Here is a 20,806-nt window from a genome sequence, read left to right on the forward strand (position 1 = left end):
TTTGGAAGTGTCATGCTATTTATTTCTTCTTAAATGTTTCTCAATATAAAATGCAGATTCTTCTATTGATTTATACTCTGTATTGATAACTGTCGCATTCAATCGGCTAAATACTTCTTCTGCATAACTCAATTCTTCTTTAATACGTTTTAAATCATTATATTTACCTGGTCCAGATAACCCCAGTACTTTAATACGTTCCGTACGGATATTCATAATATAACTTGGGCTTGCTGTTAAACCAAAAACCTTTAGATTCTTTTGTTGATACACTTCTTCAGGAATAGGAGATTCAGGTACTAGTGGTATATTGGCAACTTTAAAGCCTTTGTTAGCAAGATACATACTAAGCGGTGTCTTAGATGTCCTAGATACTCCCACAATCACCGCATCTGCTTCGGCTAAATTATGAAAGTTCTTACCGTCATCATACTTAACCGAATACTCAATCGCTTCAATACGCTTAAAGTATTCTTCATCCATTTTACGTAAGGCACCACTCTCACCAATTGGCTCCATATCCGTATGATTTTGAATCACTTGAATGAGACCTGTCATGTAGTCAATATATGATAATCCTGTGTCCTTTGCAAATGCTTGTCCTAAACGATTGAATTCAGGATTAACAAGTGTCGTAACAACAACTGCTTCTTTCTGCTTAGCCAGCTCTAAAATGTTCTTAAATTCTTCCTCACCTTTTATGAAAGAGAATTTCTTTACACTTACAGAAGTAAGTTTAGGAAATTGAGATAAAGTTGCATGTAACATTCTATCGGCTGTTTCTCCAATAGAATCGGAAATAATATAGATTAATAAATCTTTAGTTTCATATTTACTCAAAGTGAACCTCCTACTATTTTTCCACCTTGCTTTGTGCAGTCGCTAAAATAGCACCTGGTACACGGAATGGTGAACATGAAACGTAATCAATATCCAATTCATTAAAGAAGTGAATTGATTTTGGGTCTCCACCTAACTCACCACATACCCCAATTTTAATAGATGGGTTTGCAGCTTTCGCACTTTCTACAGCTATCTTAACAAGTTGACCCATGCCTTCAACATCTAAAGTTTGGAATGGATCTACTGCTAATATTTCGCGATTAATATATTCATTAATGAATTTTCCTGCATCATCACGTGAGAAGCCGTATGTCAATTGTGCTAAATCATTTGTACCAAAACTAAAGAATTCAGAATGCTTCGCAAGCTCACCTGCAACTAAACAAGCACGTGGTGTTTCAATCATTGTACCAATTAGGTAGTCCACTTGTACACCTTTTGCGTCCATCATTTCTTGTGCTTTTTTCTTAACGACTTCTTTTAAGATGACAAATTCTTCTGTCGTTGATACTAATGGAATCATAATTTCTGGTTTTGTTTCAATACCTTTTTCTTTTAAGTTGAGTACTGCCGTAATGATAGCTTCTGTTTGCATTTCATATAATTCAGGGTAAGTAATTGCTAAACGACAGCCACGATGACCAAGCATTGGATTGAATTCGTGTAATTCATTAATACGTCTTTCTAAGAATCCTGTCGTTACCCCTAATTGATTTGCTACTGCTTCAACTTCTTCTCCACCCTTCGGTAAGAACTCATGTAATGGCGGATCTAATAAACGTACGATAGATGGACGCTCTCCAGATAATTTGAAGATACCTTCAAAGTCTTCTGTTTGATACACTTTTATTTTGTCTAACGCTTGTACACGCTCTTCGTATGTTGAAGCTAAGATGAAGCGTCTCATTTCAATTAAACGCTCTTCACCAAAGAACATATGCTCAGTACGTACTAAACCAATACCTTTTGCATTAAATGAGTATCCTGATTTAATATCTGATTCAGTTTCAGCATTCATACGCACTGATAAACGTGCGATTTCTTCAGCCCAACCCATGAACTCCTCAAATACATCACTTGCTTCAGCATCTGTTGTTTCAACTGCACCAATATATACTGCACCTGTTGAACCATTGACTGAAATCACATCACCTTCAGCTAACGTCTTACCGGCGTATTTAACGTATTTCTCTTTCGTATTAATCTCTAAATCAGAGCAACCTGTCACACAACATTTACCCATACCACGTGCCACTACGGCAGCATGGCTTGTCATACCACCATGTGTTGTTACAATCGCTTCTGCAGCAATCATACCTTCAATATCTTCAGGAGATGTTTCAGGACGAACTAAAATGACTTTTTCACCGGCTTCAGCTTTCGCTTTCGCCTCTAATGCTGAGAATACAATAATCCCAGTTGCTGCTCCTGGTGAAGCTGGAAGACCTTTATCAGAAACAAGTTCTGCTGTTTCTAAAGCTTCTGCTCTAAAGTTCGGGTGAAGTAATTGATCGATTGATTTTACATCTACCATACCTACCGCATCTTCTTTAGAAATGACGCCTTCATTCACCATATCTACTGCGATATTGATTGCTGCTTTTGCTGTACGTTTACCATTACGTGTTTGTAATATAAATAACTTTTCATTTTCAATCGTAAACTCAATATCTTGCATATCTTTATAATGTGTCTCTAATTTCTTTGTCACATTAACAAACTCTTCGTATGCATGTGGCATTTGTTCATTTAATGTTTCAATTTCTTTCGGTGTACGAATACCTGCGACAACGTCTTCACCTTGTGCATTTAATAAATATTCACCATAAAGTTTATGTTCACCTGTTGCCGGGTTACGTGTAAATGCTACACCTGTACCTGAACGGTCACCACTGTTACCAAATACCATTTCTTGAACATTTACAGCTGTTCCGATATCGTGTGGAATTTCGTTTAAGTCACGGTAAATACGTGCACGGTCGTTATTCCAAGATTTGAATACCGCTTCAATCGCTTCAGTTAATTGTTTTTTAGGCTCTTGTGGGAATGGTTTATGTGCTTCTTCTACATAAATTTCTTTGAACTTTTCAACGATTAATTTTAAGTCTTCAGCTGGGACATCCGCATCTGTCGCATGCCCTTGATCTTTTTTAAAGTCCTCGAAGTATTCTTCAAACGCTGGCATAGGAATATTGTACACAACGCTACCAAACATTTGTAATAAACGGCGGTAACAATCATAAGCAAAACGCGCATCTTCTGTTTTTGAAGCTAACTTCTCTACATTTTCATCGTTTAAACCTAAGTTTAAAATTGTATCCATCATACCTGGCATAGATATTTTTGCACCACTACGCACAGATACGAGTAATAAGTTCTCATCTGAAGAAAAAGCTTTATTCGTTTTTGTTTCTAGTTCTTTTAATTTCTCATCTAATTGTGTTAATACTACTTCAGATAACACTTCACCACGCTCTAAATATTCAATACAAGCTTCTGTAGTGATTGTAAATCCATTAGGTACAGGTAATCCAAGGCGCATCATTTCAGCTAAGTTTGCACCCTTACCTCCTAGTAAATCTTTCATTGATTGGCTTCCTTCTTCAAATGCATATACAAATTTACTCAAGTTTCTTCACCTCATAATTTTTTTGTGTTATACCAATTTCTTAATAGGTTATACTAATATGCTAATTAGTATGTCACATTAAAAAGCTGATGACAATCATAAACTTAAATTTTACAAAAATTTTATATTCTTTTTTTCAAAAATATTTCAAATATGAAGTTATTGTGAACGAATTCACCTATTTATTTTATTGAATTTCCTAAGTTAAGTAGTCATATAGAAAACGCTTTATTATAATCAAGGTAACTTAAAGTTATTCTTTAAGAAAATTATTATAAGGGGAGATTCATATGTATCAACTAGAATTTATTGATGGAAAGAAACATCATGTTGTAGGTATGTTTGACACAGTTGAAGAGATTAAAGAATGGTTGGCACAAGTACCATTTATCACAGCGTATGAATCTGAGAAAGAATATACGATGGAATATAAGAATATTCCGGATTACGCAGAAATTGAGTGGAAAGACAGCATAGTACCATTAACAAGACATTCATTCTCTGGTGAACATGTCATCGTTATAGATTGGTCATACGTAGCAACAGTAAAAGACCACAATGGCATTATCCCTGGTTATACATTAATCGAAGGATACATGTACGAGAATAGTGATGTTGCAGATTATATCGCTGTACGTAACAAGATGAAAGATGAATTAAAAGATTATTACACATTGCACGGAAAAACTGTATTCGTTGACGGTCAAGGAACTGAAGACGGTGAATACGTCACTACTGAAGGCGGACCGACTATTCATATCGATCCAATGAACGTTGATGCGTGGGAAAAATCAGAAAGTATTGAAGCGTTTGTAAAGACGTTTGAATAGATAATGATATAACAAAAATTGCCCGATTCTCTTGTGGAATCGGGCAATTTTTCTATTTCTCATTAATAATCTTATAATAAGTTCTTGATGTAATCAGGTACATGATGCCGTAAACAGCCATAATCACTAGTATCACGATACCATAACTTGTAAAGAACATCACTTTATCACGAATACCTAGTATACCAAGTAAGTTGAATATTATTTTAGAAGCAAACAACGTATGAATTACAGTGATGATAATCGGTAATCCGAATATCCAAATGATTTGCTTATTAATCGTCTTCTTAATTAATTCTTGCGGTAATCCCACTTTTTGCATAATATCATAGTTACGTTTATCTTCGTAACCTTCAGATAGTTGCTTATAGTAAAGTATTAAGAACACACCTGTAAGTAAGGTAATTGATACAACTAAACCAATAAATATTAGACCACCGTTTAATTCATATATCATTTTTTGAACGTCAGCTTTATCTTGAATTCGAACGCCATATTGCTTTTGAAGTTTAGGAATGGCTTTCTTGAAAGTCGCATCATGCGCTTCAATATTAAACGCTAAAGAGCCACTTACTTCAGATGCCTTTACTTTTCCCTCAATTCGGTCAAATGATTTAAAGTGATTGCGATACTGCTCAAACTGAGCTTCATCTTTCACAATTAAATACATTGCATCAATCGCAATTTTATTGCCTAAATGATTCTTTTTATCTTTTTGTACTTTAATCTCTTTACCCACTATATTTAAAGTCTTATCTTTACCTAAGCGCCCAGCATTAGTACTTAATATTATTTCACCTTCATTTACTTTAACCGCGTCATCATTTGCATTGTTGTGATCTTTTTCAGTGATGATCACTGCATATGTCATTTCTTTGCCTTTCATATCTTCAGGTTTCGCATTATTCAGTGCCAGCATTTTATTGCCATCTTTCATTACAGGAAACATTACAACTTCGCTATATCTAAATTTATCAACGTCAGCGATTTTACTGATATCATTTTTAATATTTTTTAATTGCTTTGTTGTACTGTCATATAGACCAATCTCATATTGCTGCGTCATACTACCCGCTACTTGTGCTTCAATACCGCGATAAGCAGTCAGTGACATCCCAAGTGTCACTATTAAGAATGTCATAAGCATCGTAATACTTGCTAGACCAACTGCATTGGCTTTCATACGAGATAATAATCCTGAAATTGAGAAGAATTGATTCGGCTTATAGTAGATTTTCTTATTACTTTTTAATAGCTGTAACACTAGTATTGTCAGTGACATGAATAGACAATATGTCCCAATAAGTACAAGTAGTACTGCTAAAAAGATTGTTTGTAATGAATCTAGTATACCTTCAGTTGTTATTGCAAGATAATAGCCATAACTTAAAGTAATTGAACCCACAACGAATAATATTACAAGCAACCATTTCGGTGTTTTCTTTTCTCCTGCAAGTTGCGTACGCATCAATTGAATTGGGCTTTGTAACGTTAATGAAATATTGTTGAAAATAAATAATATCACCATTACTGATGCTAGTATTACAATTGTTAAAAGTGCAGACTTAATATCAAATGGATAATCCATCAGTGACATTCCTTTAGACTTCACTAACTTATTCATCATTAAGAAAACTAGATTTCCAAAAAGATATCCGCCTAATACACTCAATATACTGATGATAATGAACTGAATCACTGATTCTAAAAATAGTATAAATCGTATATGTTTTTTCTCTAATCCAAGGACCATATTCAATGCAAATTCTTGTCGACGTTGTTTCATCACAAAACGATTCGCATAAATAATAAATACAACAGTAAGTATTCCCACCAAAATATTTGAATACACTAATAACTGTGGTAAGTCTGCATGACGTTTTTGAATATATTCGTTCGCAATCATAGAAAGCATAATATACTGTAATCCGAGCATGACACTCGTTGCTAAAATAAATGGAATAAATATTTGACGTAAGACTTTAAAGTTCTTTACTACGAGTTTTGATAGTAATTGCAACATCCTACTCACCTCTTTCTGATAGCATTGATAGACTGTCAGAAATACGTTTTTGGAATTCGTTTTGCGATTCATCTCCTCGGTATATTTCATGATATAAAATACCGTCTTTAATGAATACAACGCGACTTGCATATGCCGCATCAATTGCTGAGTGCGTTACCATCAGAATCGTTTGATTTTCTTTATTGATATCTTGGAATAAGTGCATAATGTCTGTTGATGTCTTAGAATCTAGTGCACCTGTTGGCTCATCGGCAAGTAAAATACTCGGATTTGAAATGAGTGCTCTCGCAATTGCCACACGTTGCTGTTGTCCACCTGAAATTTGATTCGGAAACTTCTTCAAATGATCCGTAATTCCTAACTTCGGTGCTAAACGTGCTAAACGTTCATGCATTACGTCTGGTTTCATATTCGAAAGTACTAATGGCATTAAGATGTTATCTTCATTACTCATCGTATGCAGTACGTTGAAATCTTGGAACACGAATCCTAAAGTGTCTCGACGAAACTTAGCAACTTGTTTGTTCTTTAATTGACTTACATCTTGGCCATCGATGATAACAGAACCTTCAGTTGGTGTATCGAATGTTGCGATAATGTTCAGTAATGTTGATTTACCTGAACCAGATTCACCCATTATCGCGACAAACTCACCTTCATTAATTGAGAAATTCATATCTTTTAATGCAACCGTTTGGTTTGCACCTCTACCGAATACTTTTTTAACGTTTTTTATATTTAATAACATTTCATTCACTCCTTGTTTGTTGTTACCTTTATCTTACGCGCGATTAGAAAAGGCTGCCTTTATCTATTCTTACAAAGACAGCCGCTAATCTTACAAAAATGAAAGATTGGAGTTATTTAAATTGTATGGTAAATCTAGAACCTTCGTTTAATGTAGAAGTTACACCTACTTTATGACCGAGTCGCTTAGCAATCGTACGTACAATATATAAGCCAATACCGCTTGATTTCTCATTCAGTCTCCCATTATAACCTGAAAACCCTTGGTCAAATATTTTTGGTAAGTCACTCGCATTGATACCCATGCCATTATCTCGAATAGATAAAGTCTTCGCTTGTTCATCATATGCAATCCACACGTCTTTACCACGAGCGTATTTTAATGCATTATTCAAGATTTGTTCTATCATGATGGACGACCACTTCGCATCTGTTAATATAACCGCTTCACTTTTCTCATAATGCAATTTCGTTTGATGATGAATAAACTGTATCGCATAGCGTTTTATCAGTGGACGTACTAGTTCATCGATACTCACTTCCATAAAGACCATGTCAGTTTTCTGGTTCATGAGTTTCAAATAGTTCAGTGCAAGATTCGTGTAATTATCTATTTGTAAGACTTCATTTCGCACGTTAGAGACCACTTGTTCATTAGGATCTTCAAGCAGGAGCTTTGAAGCCGTAATCGGTGTCTTGATTTGATGCACCCACATTAAGAAATATGATTCAATCTCACTCTGATAGTTAATAAAGTCATTACGTAGACGGTGATTTTCTATTCTTAAATCCTCGTTCTGTTCTTGTAATGTTCTTTCTTTTTTAAAGTTCATGAAACGAATGATCCAATAAATGATTGAAATAAACAATACAATACCTAGACCAATCAAATACGCTTGAAGCGGCACATTATACATCAACATAATAAAGAAAAATAACGCGCAAATGAGTAGGACAATATAAATCTCACGCTGTATCGTTTTTAAGAAGCTCATACATCACCCACGCGGTATCCGACATTTTTCTTTGTTTCGATGAAATCAGTAAGATCTAGCTTTTGTAACTTTTTGCGTAAACGTGTCATGTTGACTGCGAGCGTATTGTCATCAATGAAATGTTCTGATTCCCAACACTTTTCAATTAAAGCATTACGACTGACGAACTTCCCTTTATTCTGGAATAGGCTATGCATAATTTGCAATTCAGTATGTGTGAGATCAATGGTTTTATTGTTATATTTTAGTTTCGCTGCTTCAAGTAGTAGTTCACAACCACCTACTGTTAAATTATTTACTTGAGTAGTGAAATCATAAGTTCTTCGTAAAAGTGCTTGAATCTTTGTGATGGTCACTGTCATATTAAACGGCTTTTCAATGAAATCATCCGCTCCCATTTGCATGGCCATCACCTGATCCATACTATCGTTACGAGAACTGATGAAAATTATCGGTACAGTAGAAACTTTACGAATCTCCTGGCACCAATGATAACCATTAAATGCTGGTAAATTAATATCGAGTAACACAAGTTCTGGTGCATTGGTGTTGAATGCATCCATTACTTGATTGAAATCTTCAGTTAGAATCGGCGTCAGCTGCCATTTCTTTAGCTCTTCAGCGAGCATCTTACCGATGACCAAATCATCTTCTACGATTAAAACTTTCATTGTCTCACCACCACAGTCTTTTTTCTTATTATGACATAAATGAAGGGGAGATAAGAAATATTTCTGGCACGGTTTTTGTTTAAACCGTGCCAATACATTCAACCTAAAATAAAAAACACCCCTTTTCAGAGGTGTCATAACTTTAGAATTCAACATGTAATGCTTTTTTATCTGTTTTAGATTCAATATTTTGATGTCCACTATGTGTCTTCCCTGTATCAATTACTTCAAAATCCAACGACTTCGCTTTATACAAGTCATCAATTTTACCTGTAGAATCAACATCTTGATTAAAGAATAATACAGATTTCGTTATTCCCTCTTTTCTCTCACTTTGAATGATATTAAAGTAATATTTCTTACCTTTCTCATCATATAGATTAATATCATAATTATGCTCACTTTTGCTATCAATATTCATTTGAGCAGATAACGGATTAATAGAAAGTTTTTTAACTTCAATATTATTATTCCCTACTGCAATTGGTTTGTTAATGACTTTCTCTTTTACAGCTTTGTCTAATTTATTTGTATTAACATTAAACTTAAACCCAAAACTATTATTCATAGGCTTAAAGTCATCTTTAGCAATATCTTTAGAATATCTAACATCACTAAACGTCATCTCGACATCTAAATCCCCTTTTGATGTCAGCTCTCTTAAATCAACAATACCTATTTCACTATGAATTTTTTTATCTTTCAAGTACTCACCACTACCAGACAATCCTTCAAACATTTCTTTCCCATTAATCTTTACTGATTGAAGATCAGCCATAACATCTTTATACTCACCATCCATATCAACCAACAAGTTATACGTCAAATATTTATCATTGATAAACACATCCGTAAGTTTTACATCAGCCTTCTTTAAGCTGATTGTTTCATTAATGTGCGTCGCATATTTCTCAGCTTGTGGCGTAATGATATCTTTAAATGAATACGTAATGTTTTCAATCATTTTTACGGCATTGGCTTGAATATCATGATTCAAAAATGGCAGTCCTCCTGCGAACAACATAACTGCTGCTGCTATTTGTAATGTTCTTTTCTTCATATTTGAAGGTTTCTTTTGTATATTTTTCTTTTTGAATTGATTAAAATATTTTTCTTGTTCTAATTGAGACATTGTTTCTTCTTCAATCACATCATCAAACTGAATATCATTGAGTTTTTCATATATATTTGTCATTGCGATTCCTCCTTTGCGATTCTAAGTTTTTCTTTTGCACGATATGCTCTGTTGTAGATATTGCTCGTTTTCTGTCCTAACATTTCAGCGACTTCTTCAGGTTTGTAACCTTCCAAATAAATCATCGTCAAAATTTGTTGATCAACTTCAGATAAATCTTTAATCAAATCATACCAAGCTTGTTCATGTAACTTTAGTCCTTGGTCTAAGTACACAATATTATTTTCTAATGTCGTTGTTGCTTTGTCTTTTTGGTATTTTCTCAACATATCAATGGACTGATATTTTGCAATCACACATACCCAGTTTTTAAATGTGTTCTTGTTCGCATCAAACTTATCGATGTTATTCCAAATCCCAAATAAACAATCGTTAATACATTCGTCTAAGTGACTATCTAAGTGATATAAATTCTTTTTGCAAATTGATTGAATTAAGCCGCCATATTGCTGTAATAATAATTGAATCCCTTGTTCGTCGCGCGATTGAATCAAGTGAATAATCTTTGAATCGAGCTCGTTCATGTCTCTCCCTCCAGTACTACTTATATATTCGTACGTGTTGGTTAAATTCTATCACTGAAAATAAAAAAATTGGCACGGAATCTATATATTCCGTACCAAATACACTTCATTATATGTCACACTTCTCTTGTGACGTGTGACAATTCCATACTTTTTGTCACTCTTCTCTTGCGTCGTGTGACAATTTCATAGATTTTGTCACTCTCCTCCTGCGACGTGTGACAAATTCATAGATTTTGTCACTCTCCTCCTGCGATATGTGACAATAAAATACTATGCCTCACAAGTCAAACAAAAAAACACCTCATCCGAGGTGCTTAACTTTACTTATAAAATCCTACAACTTTCAAATCTTTCAAGAATCCGCCGCCATGTGGTGATGATTTAAATCCATCCGTTAAATCTTTACCTGCTTCAAGACCGTTATGCTTTCCTTCTTTCCACATTTCAACGTCACTTACATCATAAACCGTTCCATTGACTGCAACATATGCTTTATGACCATCTTTACCATCAAATGCTTTCAACTTCTCAGCATCATAAACGTTTGCTTTCATAATCTTCTCTTCAGCTGGCGTAAAGTCACGTGCTAACTTATCTTCTTCGCCACCTTGATTCATGTAAAACGCCATTCCTATAAACGCTGCTACAAGGATTACACCTGTAATCAACATTAATTTTTTCATGTGATTACCTCCTATGATTTCTATATATGTTTAGCATATTGCAATTTCACACGGCTTACAACTTTAAATATAACAAGATTGTGGCTATTCTGTGATTTCAACTTCAACACCGAAATGATCACTGACAATCGGTGCGTTAACATTATCAAATACTGTCTTGCTTGAAAGTACATTCATACCTTTACTTGTAAAGATAAAATCAATTCGGAGTTTCCCACCATTATTTTCCCATCCAGCAATATTCTTTTCTATCGTATGATGTCCATGTTTTACTTCCGCTTCATTATAAGTATCCGATAATTCACTATTGTTTAATACAAAATCATATCCTTCAGTACCTTCTGGATTGTTAAAGTCACCCATTACGATTAATGGGTGATTATATCGATCTAAAACCTTTTGCGTATTCATCCATTCATGACTAAAACCATATTTCTCATTTACCCACCATGAGAAATGACAACTTGCCACTACAAAAGGCTTTCCGTTCACTGTCATCTCACCAAATAAAATTTTTCGAGAGCGATAGTTATCCGGAGACTGATAGGTTGAGACAAATTCTGAATAAGGTTTAATGGGCGATTTCGAAAGGATTGCACTACCTTCTTCATATTTGTCATAACCAATATGACTCATCGCATAGCTAAAGTAATAATCATATCCTTGTGCTCTTAATTTATTCACGATGATATAAGCGAAGTTATCATCTTTTATGTTAATGTCATCATTACCTGGGCAATAATATTGATCAGTTATGACGTTCATATTCTCAATTAATTGATTCACCTCTTGTAATGCAATGACGTCATAATCCGCTTTTATGATTTGTGATACAATTTGATCAATTTTCTCTTCTTGATGTTCTTCTAACCAACTATGAGTATTGAGTGTTAGCAACTTCATCTTATTCTCTCCTTTAATCAAAATAAAAAGGCAGCCGAAGCTACCCCTTTATTATATTTCAATATGTCCAATTTTTTCAGCTTTTGTTACTTGGCCAGTTGTATCTAATGATAATGACTCAACACGTTCACTATTCGTAATGACAACAATAATTGTTGTATCTTTACCTTCAGATTGTACTGCTTCGATATCCATGATTGCTAAAGTGTCACCGACTTTAACTTTTTGTCCATCATTGACTACAACACGTGATGCAGGTTTCGTCATGCTTACCGTTTCGATACCCATATGCACAAGTACTTCAATACCGTCCGCTGTTTTAATACCGATTGCATGTTTCGTTGGGAAGATACTTACGATTTCACCTTCAACTGGTGCAACGATAGTTTCGTCGCTTGGTTTCACTGCAAAGCCTTCACCCATCATTTTTTGAGAGAATACAGGATCGTTAACTTGTTCAATATTGATTGCTTCACCATCTGCTACTGAATACAATGCTTTTTGTGCGCCAGAGAAACCTTTTGTATCTGTATTATCTAATACTGTAGGCTCTATAACTGCTTGTTTTGGTGCAGGAATTTCAGCACCAGATTGTAATAAATCTTCAATATCTGATTTTAATACGTCTGCTTTAGGACCATAAACAGCTTGAACCCCGTTATCTTTAACGATTAAGCCCATCGCACCAGCTTTCTTCCAAGCTGCTTCATTTCCGACTAAACCTCTATCATTAACACTTACACGTAAACGTGTCATACAAGCATCTACATCTTTAATATTTTGTTTACCACCTAATAAGTGAATAATTTGTACAACTTGATCGTCTGCTTGAATATTAGTTGCTCCTGTCTCTTCAACCATATCCGCTTCGTAGTTACCGTTACGTCCAGGTGTAGCAAAGTTGAACTTCTTAATTAAGAAGTTTGCTAAGAAATACGTTACTACTGCAAATCCAATAGTTGTTAATACAAAGTTGATTAAATCCCCACCTAAACCTGCTTTAATCGCAAGTGGTGTTCTCGTTAATAACTCAATCGTACCGAATGAGTGTACACGTAAATTAATCACATCTGCCATCGCAAATGCTGCACCTTGAATGAATGCATAAACAACATATAAAGGTACTGCAACGAACATAAACATAAATTCTAAAGGCTCAGTTACCCCTGTTAAGAATACTGCTAATGCTGCTGAGAAGTACATAGATTTGTATTTCGGTAATTTGTCTTTATCAACATTACGGTACATTGCAAGTGCTAGACCCATTAATATCCCTGTAGAACCAATCATTTGTCCAACTTTAAATCGTGCTGGTGTATAGTCATTTAATACTTGTGTGTATTGACTTGTATCCCCAGCATGGCTTAAGTTAACTAAGTCTGTAGCCCATGCCAACCAAAGTGGATCTTGTCCGAACACTTTAGTACCTGCTTGTGCACCTGAAAGAATTTCATATGTTCCACCAAGTTGCGTATAGTTAATTGGAATCGTTAACATATGATGAAGACCGAATGGTAATAACAAACGTTCTAAGAATCCAAATAAGAATGGTGCTAGAATTGGTGCTGTATCTTTACTTGATGCAATCCATAATCCAAAGTTATTAATACCCGCTTGAATATATGGCCAAATTACTGCTAATGCTAATGCAACAATCGTTGACCAAAGAATAACAACAAATGGTACAAAACGTTTCCCATTGAAGAAAGATAACGCATCTGGTAACTTTCTATAGTTATAATATTTGTTATATGCATTCGCACCAACGAAACCTGCGATAATACCAACGAATACCCCCATGTTCAATGCCGGTGATTCTAAAACACTAGTAAAGAATCCTTTAACCATAATCTTAGTTCCGAATAAAGTGTGCGTGAATGCTTTATCATCTGCAAGCATTGCACTATTCACACCAAATATTGCTCCTGTGATACGGTTAATCAGTACGAATGCAATACCTGCTGCAAACGCACCTCCTGCTCTTTCTTTCGCCCAACTTCCCCCAATTGCTAATGCAAAGAGTAGATGTAAGTTCCCAATAATCGCCCAACCAATACTTTCAATTACACTACCAATAGTGATTAACATTTGCATGTCAGGGCTAATGAGTGGAATCGATTTCCCTATACTTATCATAAGACCAGCTGCTGGCATAACTGCCACAACAACCATCAGTGCTTTACCGAACTTTTGCCAAAACTCAAAGCTTAATAACTGTTTCATATTCTTATCTCCTTTTTATGCAATCGGTTGCATTACTTGAAACAAATATATCATCAGAAAATTAGTTTGTAAACAACTATTATTAAAAATATTAACTTTATTTGCATTAATACTGTGAAAACTTGTGCAAAAACTGTCGTTGACAACGCAATCGGTTGCATATATGATTAAAGAAAATGATAAGGAGGGGTATTATGGCGATTACAGTAAAAGACGTTGCAAAAAAAGCAGGCGTCGCAACATCAACAGTCTCTCGCGTTGTCAACAATCACCCTTCTATCTCAGAAGCAACGAGAAAGAAAGTGCAAAAGGTGATGCAAGAGATGGGTTATGTCCCAAATATTGCTGCGCGGAATCTCGGAAAACGCACTTCAAATGCAGTCGGTATTATCTTACCACCACTGAGTTCAAAAGAACGTATGGCAAATCCCTTCTTCTTAGAGATTATTGAATCGATTACAGATGAAGCTCGACGTAATAATATGACGACAGCTGTGGCAGTAGCTAAGAACTTAGAAGACTTATTAGAAGACGTGAAAGTCATGCACACACAAAAACAAGTTGCAGGCTTTATACTTGCTTATGCACATCAAGGTGATCCTGTGATTGAATATTTAATTGCGCATGACATTGCATTTACATTAATTGGTCAACCCTATCGTCAACATGCCGCGATTAATTATATTGATAACGACAACCAGTTACTCGGTCAACATGCAACAGAACACTTAATAGAAAATGGTCATCGCAACATTTTATTTATTACAAATACCGTTAAAGAAGGAATATACTTTGAACGTTATTTTGGTTATCAAAAAGCAATGATGTTAAACCAGTTAAAAACGTTTGATAGTGTGTCCATCATTGAACATACAGACTATGCAGATTTTGAGGATACGCTGATACGCACAAAAGCAACAGCAATTGTAGTTCTAGATGACATATTTGCGCTACGCGTGATGCAACTTGTGCAAATGTATGGTTATAATGTGCCAGATGATCTATCAGTAGTGAGCTTTAATAACTCGATTCTATCAACATTAACACATCCATATTTAACGACGATTGATATCGATGCTGGAACACTAGGACATGAAGCAGTCCAAATGCTGATAAGACAACTTTCTGGCGAAAATACATCTAATACAAAAATTGTTGTACCACATGAATTGATTGAGCGCGAGACAGTAATTGAATATAAAAAATAATCTTATGACGAGGTCATAAGATTATTTTTACATATACCAAAATTTTTCCGCTCCAACAGTTGTCTCAGGTGTATGACCACTATATAAAATTGTATCATCCGGAAGTGATAAAATTTTAGCGATACTTTGAATTAAATTTTGCTTATTTCCACCTTCATATTGTGTAGAACCAAAAGTACCTTTAAAAATTGTATCTCCAACAAAGCTGATGTTTAATTGTTGATTGTAATACATCACTTGATCTGTAGCATGACCAGGTGTGTAATGCATCGTAAATATTGAACTTTCATCATTTTCTAATTGAAATGTAGTGCCTTCACCTACATAATTCACATCTTTTAAGACGACAAATCGTTCACATAGTGCTGATAAATTACGAACAGCATTTTCTGTATACTCAATTCCACGATGATGCATATAAACAGGAACATTGAATTCCCTTCTCAAATCATCTACTGCGGCAATATGATCAAAGTGACCATGTGTAAGTAATATTTTCTCTACAGAATACTCATTATCATTTATAACTTTTATTATCTTTTCTGGTTGTGCACCTGCATCAATAATCATTGCTTGCTTTGTTAATCGATTTGCAAATATATAAGCATTTGAATTAAATACATCTTTTACTTCTATTCTATGCACGATGTAATTGTTATTAACATCCATCGATACCACAACTCATCCCTGTCATATCAATGTCTTCCTCGTCTTGATTACCCATTGCTTCTTGTAAAGCCGCTTTGAATGTTTCAACATTTTGTGCACCGTTAATTGTGATTTCACCATTAATTAAGAAGAAAGGAACACCTTGAACACCCATAAGACTTACTTGAGTTTCATCTCTACGGACTTGTTGTTCATATTTGTTTGAAGTCAATATTTCTTCTACCACGTCAGCATCTAAACCAGCTTGCGCTGCAATATCTTTCAATACATCATGATTACTAAGCTCTAAATTTTTAGTGAAATAAGCATCAAATAATAAGTTCGTTAATGCCTTATTCCCTACCTCATTTGCATATTGTGTTAAACGGTGAGCATCCATCGTATTCGTATATTGTGTTGAAGCGTATTTGAAATCAATACCTTCTTTCACTCCTAATCTTTCAATTGCTCGAATTCTAGCTGCAGCTCCATCATTTGTTAAGCGATATTTTTTTGCAAAGCGATCTTCAGTTGTAGATACAACGTCATAACTTGCGTTAGGATCTAATTCAAAACTTCTCATTTCTAAATCCACTTGATCTTCAATACCTAAATCTTTAATCGCAGTTTCTAACCTTTTTTCTCCAATATAACAATATGGGCAAGCATAATCTGACCAAAATTCTATTTTCATTTTTAATTCCTCTTTCCTTTTTATAAATCTTGTGCTAAAAACTCTGATATTGCTTTTATCTTTTCTTCATTACGTTTGTAATATGTCCATTTACCGATTCTCGTTGCATCTACTAGCCCAGCTCGTTGTAATACAGATAAATATTGTGACGTTGTCGACTGCGTCATCTCTAATTTATCTCGAATTACGCTGACACAGACACCTGTTTCATGCATCTCTTCAGGTACTTGACGTTCTGTACCAAAGTTTGCCTCCGGATCTTTTAACCAGAATAATATTTTTAAACGCGCATCATTTGATAGTGCTTTAAAAACTTCTATTGCTTCAACGTTGTCATTCATGTAATCACCCTTTAAAATATATTTTATACAATTCATTATATCGTAATATCTCGATATGTAAACATATAAGCTCAAAAAAAGATGACATCCTAAAATGTCATCTTTATATCTCCTATTCATCCAACGTCTTAATCACTGTAAACAACACTATTGCTTGAATCATCACCATGATGGCAAGACCGATTCTGACATATAAATTATCTATCATAAAAATCGAAAAACCAACGACAATAAATACACTCAACAATAACTGAAATTTTTTCTTCAATGTATAACCACCACGTTCATAGAAATCCTGAACGTAAGATTGATAAATTTTTGTTTTGACTAACCAGTTATGAAATCGATCAGAACTTCTCGCAAAGCAGTATACCGCTAGGAGAAGAAACGGTGTTGTTGGTAGAAGCGGCAGGAACGCACCGACAAATCCGAGGATTGTGGAAATCACACCAACAGTTACAATTAAAAACCTCAAAAGAAATCCTCCTAGAAAATGATTGTCTACACATTATACTAGATTTCATCACTGAATGTTTAATGTGGGTTTATCATTTTTGTGAAGGGTTTATTTTCGTATACTTTTTATTTAATTCCTTATCTCAATATTATTAAAGCGTATGACGCTAACAAATAAGCTAAGAATAATCAAAACAACTGTAACAATAATCGGCATTATTGCATAACTCAATTCAATTTCTCCAAGCATTAACTGCGTATTATTCTGTAATAAATATAACGGTGAGACATCACTTATTCCTTTTTTCAAATTCGCAATAAATAATATAATCACAAATACAATCATTGATAACATAACACCTATATTGTTTTTTATTAATGTTGAAAACATCAGGATTAGACTTAAAAGTAATACACCAAATAGCCAACTCATTAAATACGCCATTATTTTATTATTTCCTTCGTTACTGAAATAATACAATGTATAACCATAATGAATAAGCCCACCAATTAGAAATGCGATACTCCAAATACATACACTCATCAACCACTTAGATAGAATAATGTATTTTCTACTTAAACCTTTCGTCACAAGGTTTAATAGTGTTCCCTTATTTAATTCATTGACTAACATACCACTATACATGATGACTAATACAATCAAACCAATTTGATTTACATTTTTAAAAAATTGAATATATGAATCAATGTATGTTGCTTTAGGTATTTTCATATCTTTCATCGCTTCAGGTAATGCACCTTTGATGACATCTGGCATAATAATTGCTATAAATGGACTCATAATTCCCATAATCATTAATACAATAATGAGTGACACTACTTTATATGTTCTTAAATTCTCCATCCATTCTTTTTGTAACATCACTTTCAAAATATTCATGATGTCACCTCCATATAGATATTCTCTAAAGAATTATCAATGACCTCAATATAAGATGGATAAATCTTTTGTAGATGAAGAAAATCATAAAAAGCTTTTAAATCTTTATTGTTTAATTTAATCAAAATATGAGCACCAACACGCGCCACTTCATTTTGTTGTTGTAACTTTTCTTTTTCATCTAGTGTCACCTGTAATTTGATTGTAAGGTGATTTGTTGTGTTATTTAGCTTTAAAGTATTTAAATCTACTATTTTCTTTTGAGTGAGTACAATGACTTCATCACAAATGCGATTCACATCGCTCAAAATATGCGTTGAAAATATGACGGTCGTTCTACGCTTTATCTTTTCAAGTATTGATAATATTTCTTGTCGACCTTTTGGATCCAATGCACTTGTAGGTTCATCACAAATTAATATGTCAGGGTTATGAATTAGAGCTTGAGCTATCCCTAAACGTTGCTTCATTCCTCTTGAGTATTTAGAAATTCTCTTTTTATCATTTACTAATCCAACTTCAGCAATCAGTTCAGTGACCTTTGTTTCAATTTCACTTTGAGGTACTTCTGTTATCTTTGCACATAAGGTCAAATACTCATGTGCATTCATATAATGATAATACTCTGGCACATCCGGTAAATAACCAATGTGTCGATTTGTTTTTGTCTCACCATATTTTACGGGTTCATCATGCACCGTTATAGTCCCACTATCCATTTGAAGCAAACCTAGAATCATGCGGATCGTTGTTGTCTTACCTGACCCGTTCGGCCCAATAAAACCATAAATCTTCCCTTTTTCAAAAACGAAAGATGCATTCTCTATAATTTTATTATCTCCAAATGCTTTAGAAACGTTATTCAATGATAACATACTCATTCTGAATATTCCTCACTGACTAAATATGAAATTGGGCCGACAATGTTTGCAAAGATAATGATTAAAATCCAACTCTGTTTATTTAAATTATTGAATTTCTGTTTTTTCATCACTTTAGTCAGCGCAAACAACATTAACAGCAGTTGTAATCCAATTAAGGGTAGCAAAAATGGTAAATAATCTTTTAGAACAGTAATATCAGTGTTCATGATGTTTCCTCCTTAATTAATTGCTCTAATTGATAGCATACATTTTTGAAATCTTGATGGTCTTCTAATAATTTGAATTGAGGGATTTGAAATAGAATATTTAACATTGTATTTTTAATATTTTCTTTATCTATCGGTGCCACAATGCCAGTCGGTGTGTCATTGAGCCAGTCATCGATTAAATTAAAGAAATCATCTCCATGTAAGTAGTAATCTTTAATTAAAGATCTGCAATTCTCTAGATATCGTTTTAAATAACTGATTGATTTATCCTCGGATTTGTCCGTATAATACATGCTTGCAAGTAAGTTGAAATTTAAAGCTGTATTAGGGTGTAATTGATTAATATTGAAACTAGCTACAATACTTTCTGCTCTATCAATCACTTCTTCAATATCTTCTGATAAATTGTATTGAATCATCATATTTAAATGTGTAATCAAAATAAGGAGTTGCTGATATACTTCGGCTTGTAATACCTTTTTAGCCTCTTCGATTTGACCTAATTGCATATAACTATTGGCTAATAATATCTCTTCTCCTAATTTATAAGGACGCTCTCCAATCAGTGCAATAATCTGATTATGTTTTTGAAGCATCGTGAAACACGTTGCTTTTAAGTAAATCGCATGTTGTAGTTTGTTAGGATTCTTACATTTCATAATGATCCTATCTAAATACTGAATCGCTTTTTCAAATATTTCATCTTTTTTACTTTCTGATAGAAAAGCATGATTAATTAATACATTTGAGAGCATTAGTATTGTATCGAAATCATTCGTATAGGTTTTATAATGGCGATTTATTTCAATAACGACATTATCTATCGTTTCTTTCGTTATTTTATGAATAAGATCATTATGTAATTTTTTAATTTGGTTCTTTTCTAAATAAGGATGAAAACCTATTAAATCATCTACTGAAATATCAAACAAATTTGCTAGCTGTGGTAGGTACTTTATATCGGGGTATGATAAATCATTCTCCCACTTAGAAATTGTCGCTTTCGTCAAATTTAAATATTTTGCTAAGTCGTCTTGCGTCATACCCATTTGTTTTCTATATTGAAGAATATTACGATTAATTTGTATCATTACTATCCCTCCTCAATATCATTATAAAGTCAATGACCATATAAATAAATCTCCAATACGTTGATTTCTCAAGCGATAAGTCTCATAGATGGAAACAAATAT

At 34.0% G+C, this 20,806-nt stretch carries 21 protein-coding genes; 2 read left to right on the forward strand and 19 right to left on the reverse strand.

Annotation, left to right across the window (positions count from 1 at the left end):
- Positions 1-15: 15 nt before the first annotated feature.
- Both ACMGE9_RS04600 and ppdK read right to left on the reverse strand, forming a co-directional pair.
- Positions 16-840 carry a pyruvate, water dikinase regulatory protein gene (locus ACMGE9_RS04600; RefSeq protein ID WP_414044076.1) on the reverse strand — a complete coding sequence of 275 codons (825 nt, stop codon included), beginning with the start codon at positions 838-840 and terminating at the stop codon, positions 16-18.
- Positions 841-853: 13 nt separating this feature from the next.
- Positions 854-3,472: a pyruvate, phosphate dikinase gene (ppdK, locus tag ACMGE9_RS04605; RefSeq protein ID WP_414044077.1), complete on the reverse strand. Its 2,619-nt coding sequence runs from the start codon at positions 3,470-3,472 to the stop codon at positions 854-856.
- A 290-nt stretch (positions 3,473-3,762) separates the two neighbouring features.
- Here ppdK and ACMGE9_RS04610 point away from each other — a divergent pair, with 290 nt between their 5' ends.
- A complete protein-coding gene (locus ACMGE9_RS04610) occupies positions 3,763-4,302 on the forward strand; it encodes a hypothetical protein (RefSeq protein ID WP_414044078.1) in 540 nt (179 codons plus the stop codon).
- A gap of 52 nt (positions 4,303-4,354) precedes the next feature.
- On the opposite strand, the gene ACMGE9_RS04615 is transcribed toward ACMGE9_RS04610, so the two are convergent.
- The 9 genes from ACMGE9_RS04615 to ACMGE9_RS04655 all read right to left on the reverse strand — a co-directional run bounded on the left by ACMGE9_RS04615 (position 4,355) and on the right by ACMGE9_RS04655 (position 14,272).
- Positions 4,355-6,325, reverse strand: coding sequence for an FtsX-like permease family protein (locus ACMGE9_RS04615; RefSeq protein ID WP_414044079.1), 1,971 nt, complete (start codon positions 6,323-6,325; stop codon positions 4,355-4,357).
- Between the two features lies 1 nt (position 6,326).
- Positions 6,327-7,076, reverse strand: coding sequence for an ABC transporter ATP-binding protein (locus ACMGE9_RS04620; RefSeq protein WP_414044080.1), 750 nt, complete (start codon positions 7,074-7,076; stop codon positions 6,327-6,329).
- A gap of 112 nt (positions 7,077-7,188) precedes the next feature.
- Complete coding sequence (locus ACMGE9_RS04625) at positions 7,189-8,070, reverse strand: sensor histidine kinase (RefSeq protein ID WP_414044081.1); 882 nt, start codon at positions 8,068-8,070, stop codon at positions 7,189-7,191.
- Entirely contained in the window at positions 8,067-8,741 is a 675-nt protein-coding gene (locus ACMGE9_RS04630) for a response regulator transcription factor (RefSeq protein WP_414044082.1), read from the reverse strand. The genes ACMGE9_RS04625 and ACMGE9_RS04630 overlap by 4 nt, the downstream gene beginning before the upstream one ends.
- Before the next feature lie 142 nt (positions 8,742-8,883).
- On the reverse strand, positions 8,884-9,936 hold the full coding sequence (locus tag ACMGE9_RS04635; protein ID WP_414044083.1) for a hypothetical protein: 1,053 nt from the start codon (positions 9,934-9,936) through the stop codon (positions 8,884-8,886).
- A complete protein-coding gene (locus tag ACMGE9_RS04640; RefSeq protein WP_414044084.1) occupies positions 9,933-10,460 on the reverse strand; it encodes a sigma-70 family RNA polymerase sigma factor in 528 nt (175 codons plus the stop codon). The genes ACMGE9_RS04635 and ACMGE9_RS04640 overlap by 4 nt, the downstream gene beginning before the upstream one ends.
- Positions 10,461-10,783: 323 nt before the next feature.
- The gene (locus tag ACMGE9_RS04645; RefSeq protein ID WP_414044085.1) at positions 10,784-11,146 is read right to left on the reverse strand and encodes a cytochrome b5 domain-containing protein; all 363 of its coding nucleotides are present in this window, start codon (positions 11,144-11,146) and stop codon (positions 10,784-10,786) included.
- Between the two features lie 84 nt (positions 11,147-11,230).
- Positions 11,231-12,049, reverse strand: coding sequence for an endonuclease/exonuclease/phosphatase family protein (locus ACMGE9_RS04650; RefSeq protein WP_414044086.1), 819 nt, complete (start codon positions 12,047-12,049; stop codon positions 11,231-11,233).
- Between the two features lie 51 nt (positions 12,050-12,100).
- On the reverse strand, positions 12,101-14,272 hold the full coding sequence (locus ACMGE9_RS04655; protein ID WP_414044087.1) for a PTS transporter subunit IIBC: 2,172 nt from the start codon (positions 14,270-14,272) through the stop codon (positions 12,101-12,103).
- A gap of 194 nt (positions 14,273-14,466) precedes the next feature.
- Between ACMGE9_RS04655 and ACMGE9_RS04660 the strand changes: the two genes are divergently transcribed.
- Entirely contained in the window at positions 14,467-15,480 is a 1,014-nt protein-coding gene (locus ACMGE9_RS04660) for a LacI family DNA-binding transcriptional regulator (protein ID WP_414044088.1), read from the forward strand.
- Between the two features lie 27 nt (positions 15,481-15,507).
- On the opposite strand, the gene ACMGE9_RS04665 is transcribed toward ACMGE9_RS04660, so the two are convergent.
- From ACMGE9_RS04665 to ACMGE9_RS04700, 8 genes are all read right to left on the reverse strand, one after another.
- Positions 15,508-16,149: an MBL fold metallo-hydrolase gene (locus tag ACMGE9_RS04665; RefSeq protein ID WP_414044089.1), complete on the reverse strand. Its 642-nt coding sequence runs from the start codon at positions 16,147-16,149 to the stop codon at positions 15,508-15,510.
- The gene (locus ACMGE9_RS04670) at positions 16,139-16,822 is read right to left on the reverse strand and encodes a DsbA family oxidoreductase (RefSeq protein ID WP_414044090.1); all 684 of its coding nucleotides are present in this window, start codon (positions 16,820-16,822) and stop codon (positions 16,139-16,141) included. The genes ACMGE9_RS04665 and ACMGE9_RS04670 overlap by 11 nt, the downstream gene beginning before the upstream one ends.
- 20 nt (positions 16,823-16,842) lie before the next feature.
- A complete protein-coding gene (locus tag ACMGE9_RS04675) occupies positions 16,843-17,163 on the reverse strand; it encodes an ArsR/SmtB family transcription factor (protein ID WP_414044091.1) in 321 nt (106 codons plus the stop codon).
- 112 nt (positions 17,164-17,275) lie between these two features.
- Positions 17,276-17,638 (reverse strand): YbaN family protein, encoded by a 363-nt coding sequence (locus ACMGE9_RS04680; protein ID WP_414044092.1) that lies wholly within the window; start codon positions 17,636-17,638, stop codon positions 17,276-17,278.
- Positions 17,639-17,749: 111 nt separating this feature from the next.
- Positions 17,750-18,520 (reverse strand): ABC transporter permease, encoded by a 771-nt coding sequence (locus ACMGE9_RS04685; protein WP_414044093.1) that lies wholly within the window; start codon positions 18,518-18,520, stop codon positions 17,750-17,752.
- Positions 18,517-19,401 carry an ABC transporter ATP-binding protein gene (locus tag ACMGE9_RS04690; protein ID WP_414044094.1) on the reverse strand — a complete coding sequence of 295 codons (885 nt, stop codon included), beginning with the start codon at positions 19,399-19,401 and terminating at the stop codon, positions 18,517-18,519. The genes ACMGE9_RS04685 and ACMGE9_RS04690 overlap by 4 nt, the downstream gene beginning before the upstream one ends.
- Entirely contained in the window at positions 19,398-19,610 is a 213-nt protein-coding gene (locus ACMGE9_RS04695; RefSeq protein ID WP_414044095.1) for a PLDc N-terminal domain-containing protein, read from the reverse strand. The genes ACMGE9_RS04690 and ACMGE9_RS04695 overlap by 4 nt, the downstream gene beginning before the upstream one ends.
- Positions 19,607-20,704 carry a helix-turn-helix domain-containing protein gene (locus ACMGE9_RS04700; RefSeq protein WP_414044096.1) on the reverse strand — a complete coding sequence of 366 codons (1,098 nt, stop codon included), beginning with the start codon at positions 20,702-20,704 and terminating at the stop codon, positions 19,607-19,609. The genes ACMGE9_RS04695 and ACMGE9_RS04700 overlap by 4 nt, the downstream gene beginning before the upstream one ends.
- Positions 20,705-20,806: the final 102 nt, after the last annotated feature.

Source organism: Macrococcus animalis (assembly GCF_047425875.1).
Lineage (GTDB): Bacteria > Bacillota > Bacilli > Staphylococcales > Staphylococcaceae > Macrococcoides > Macrococcoides animalis.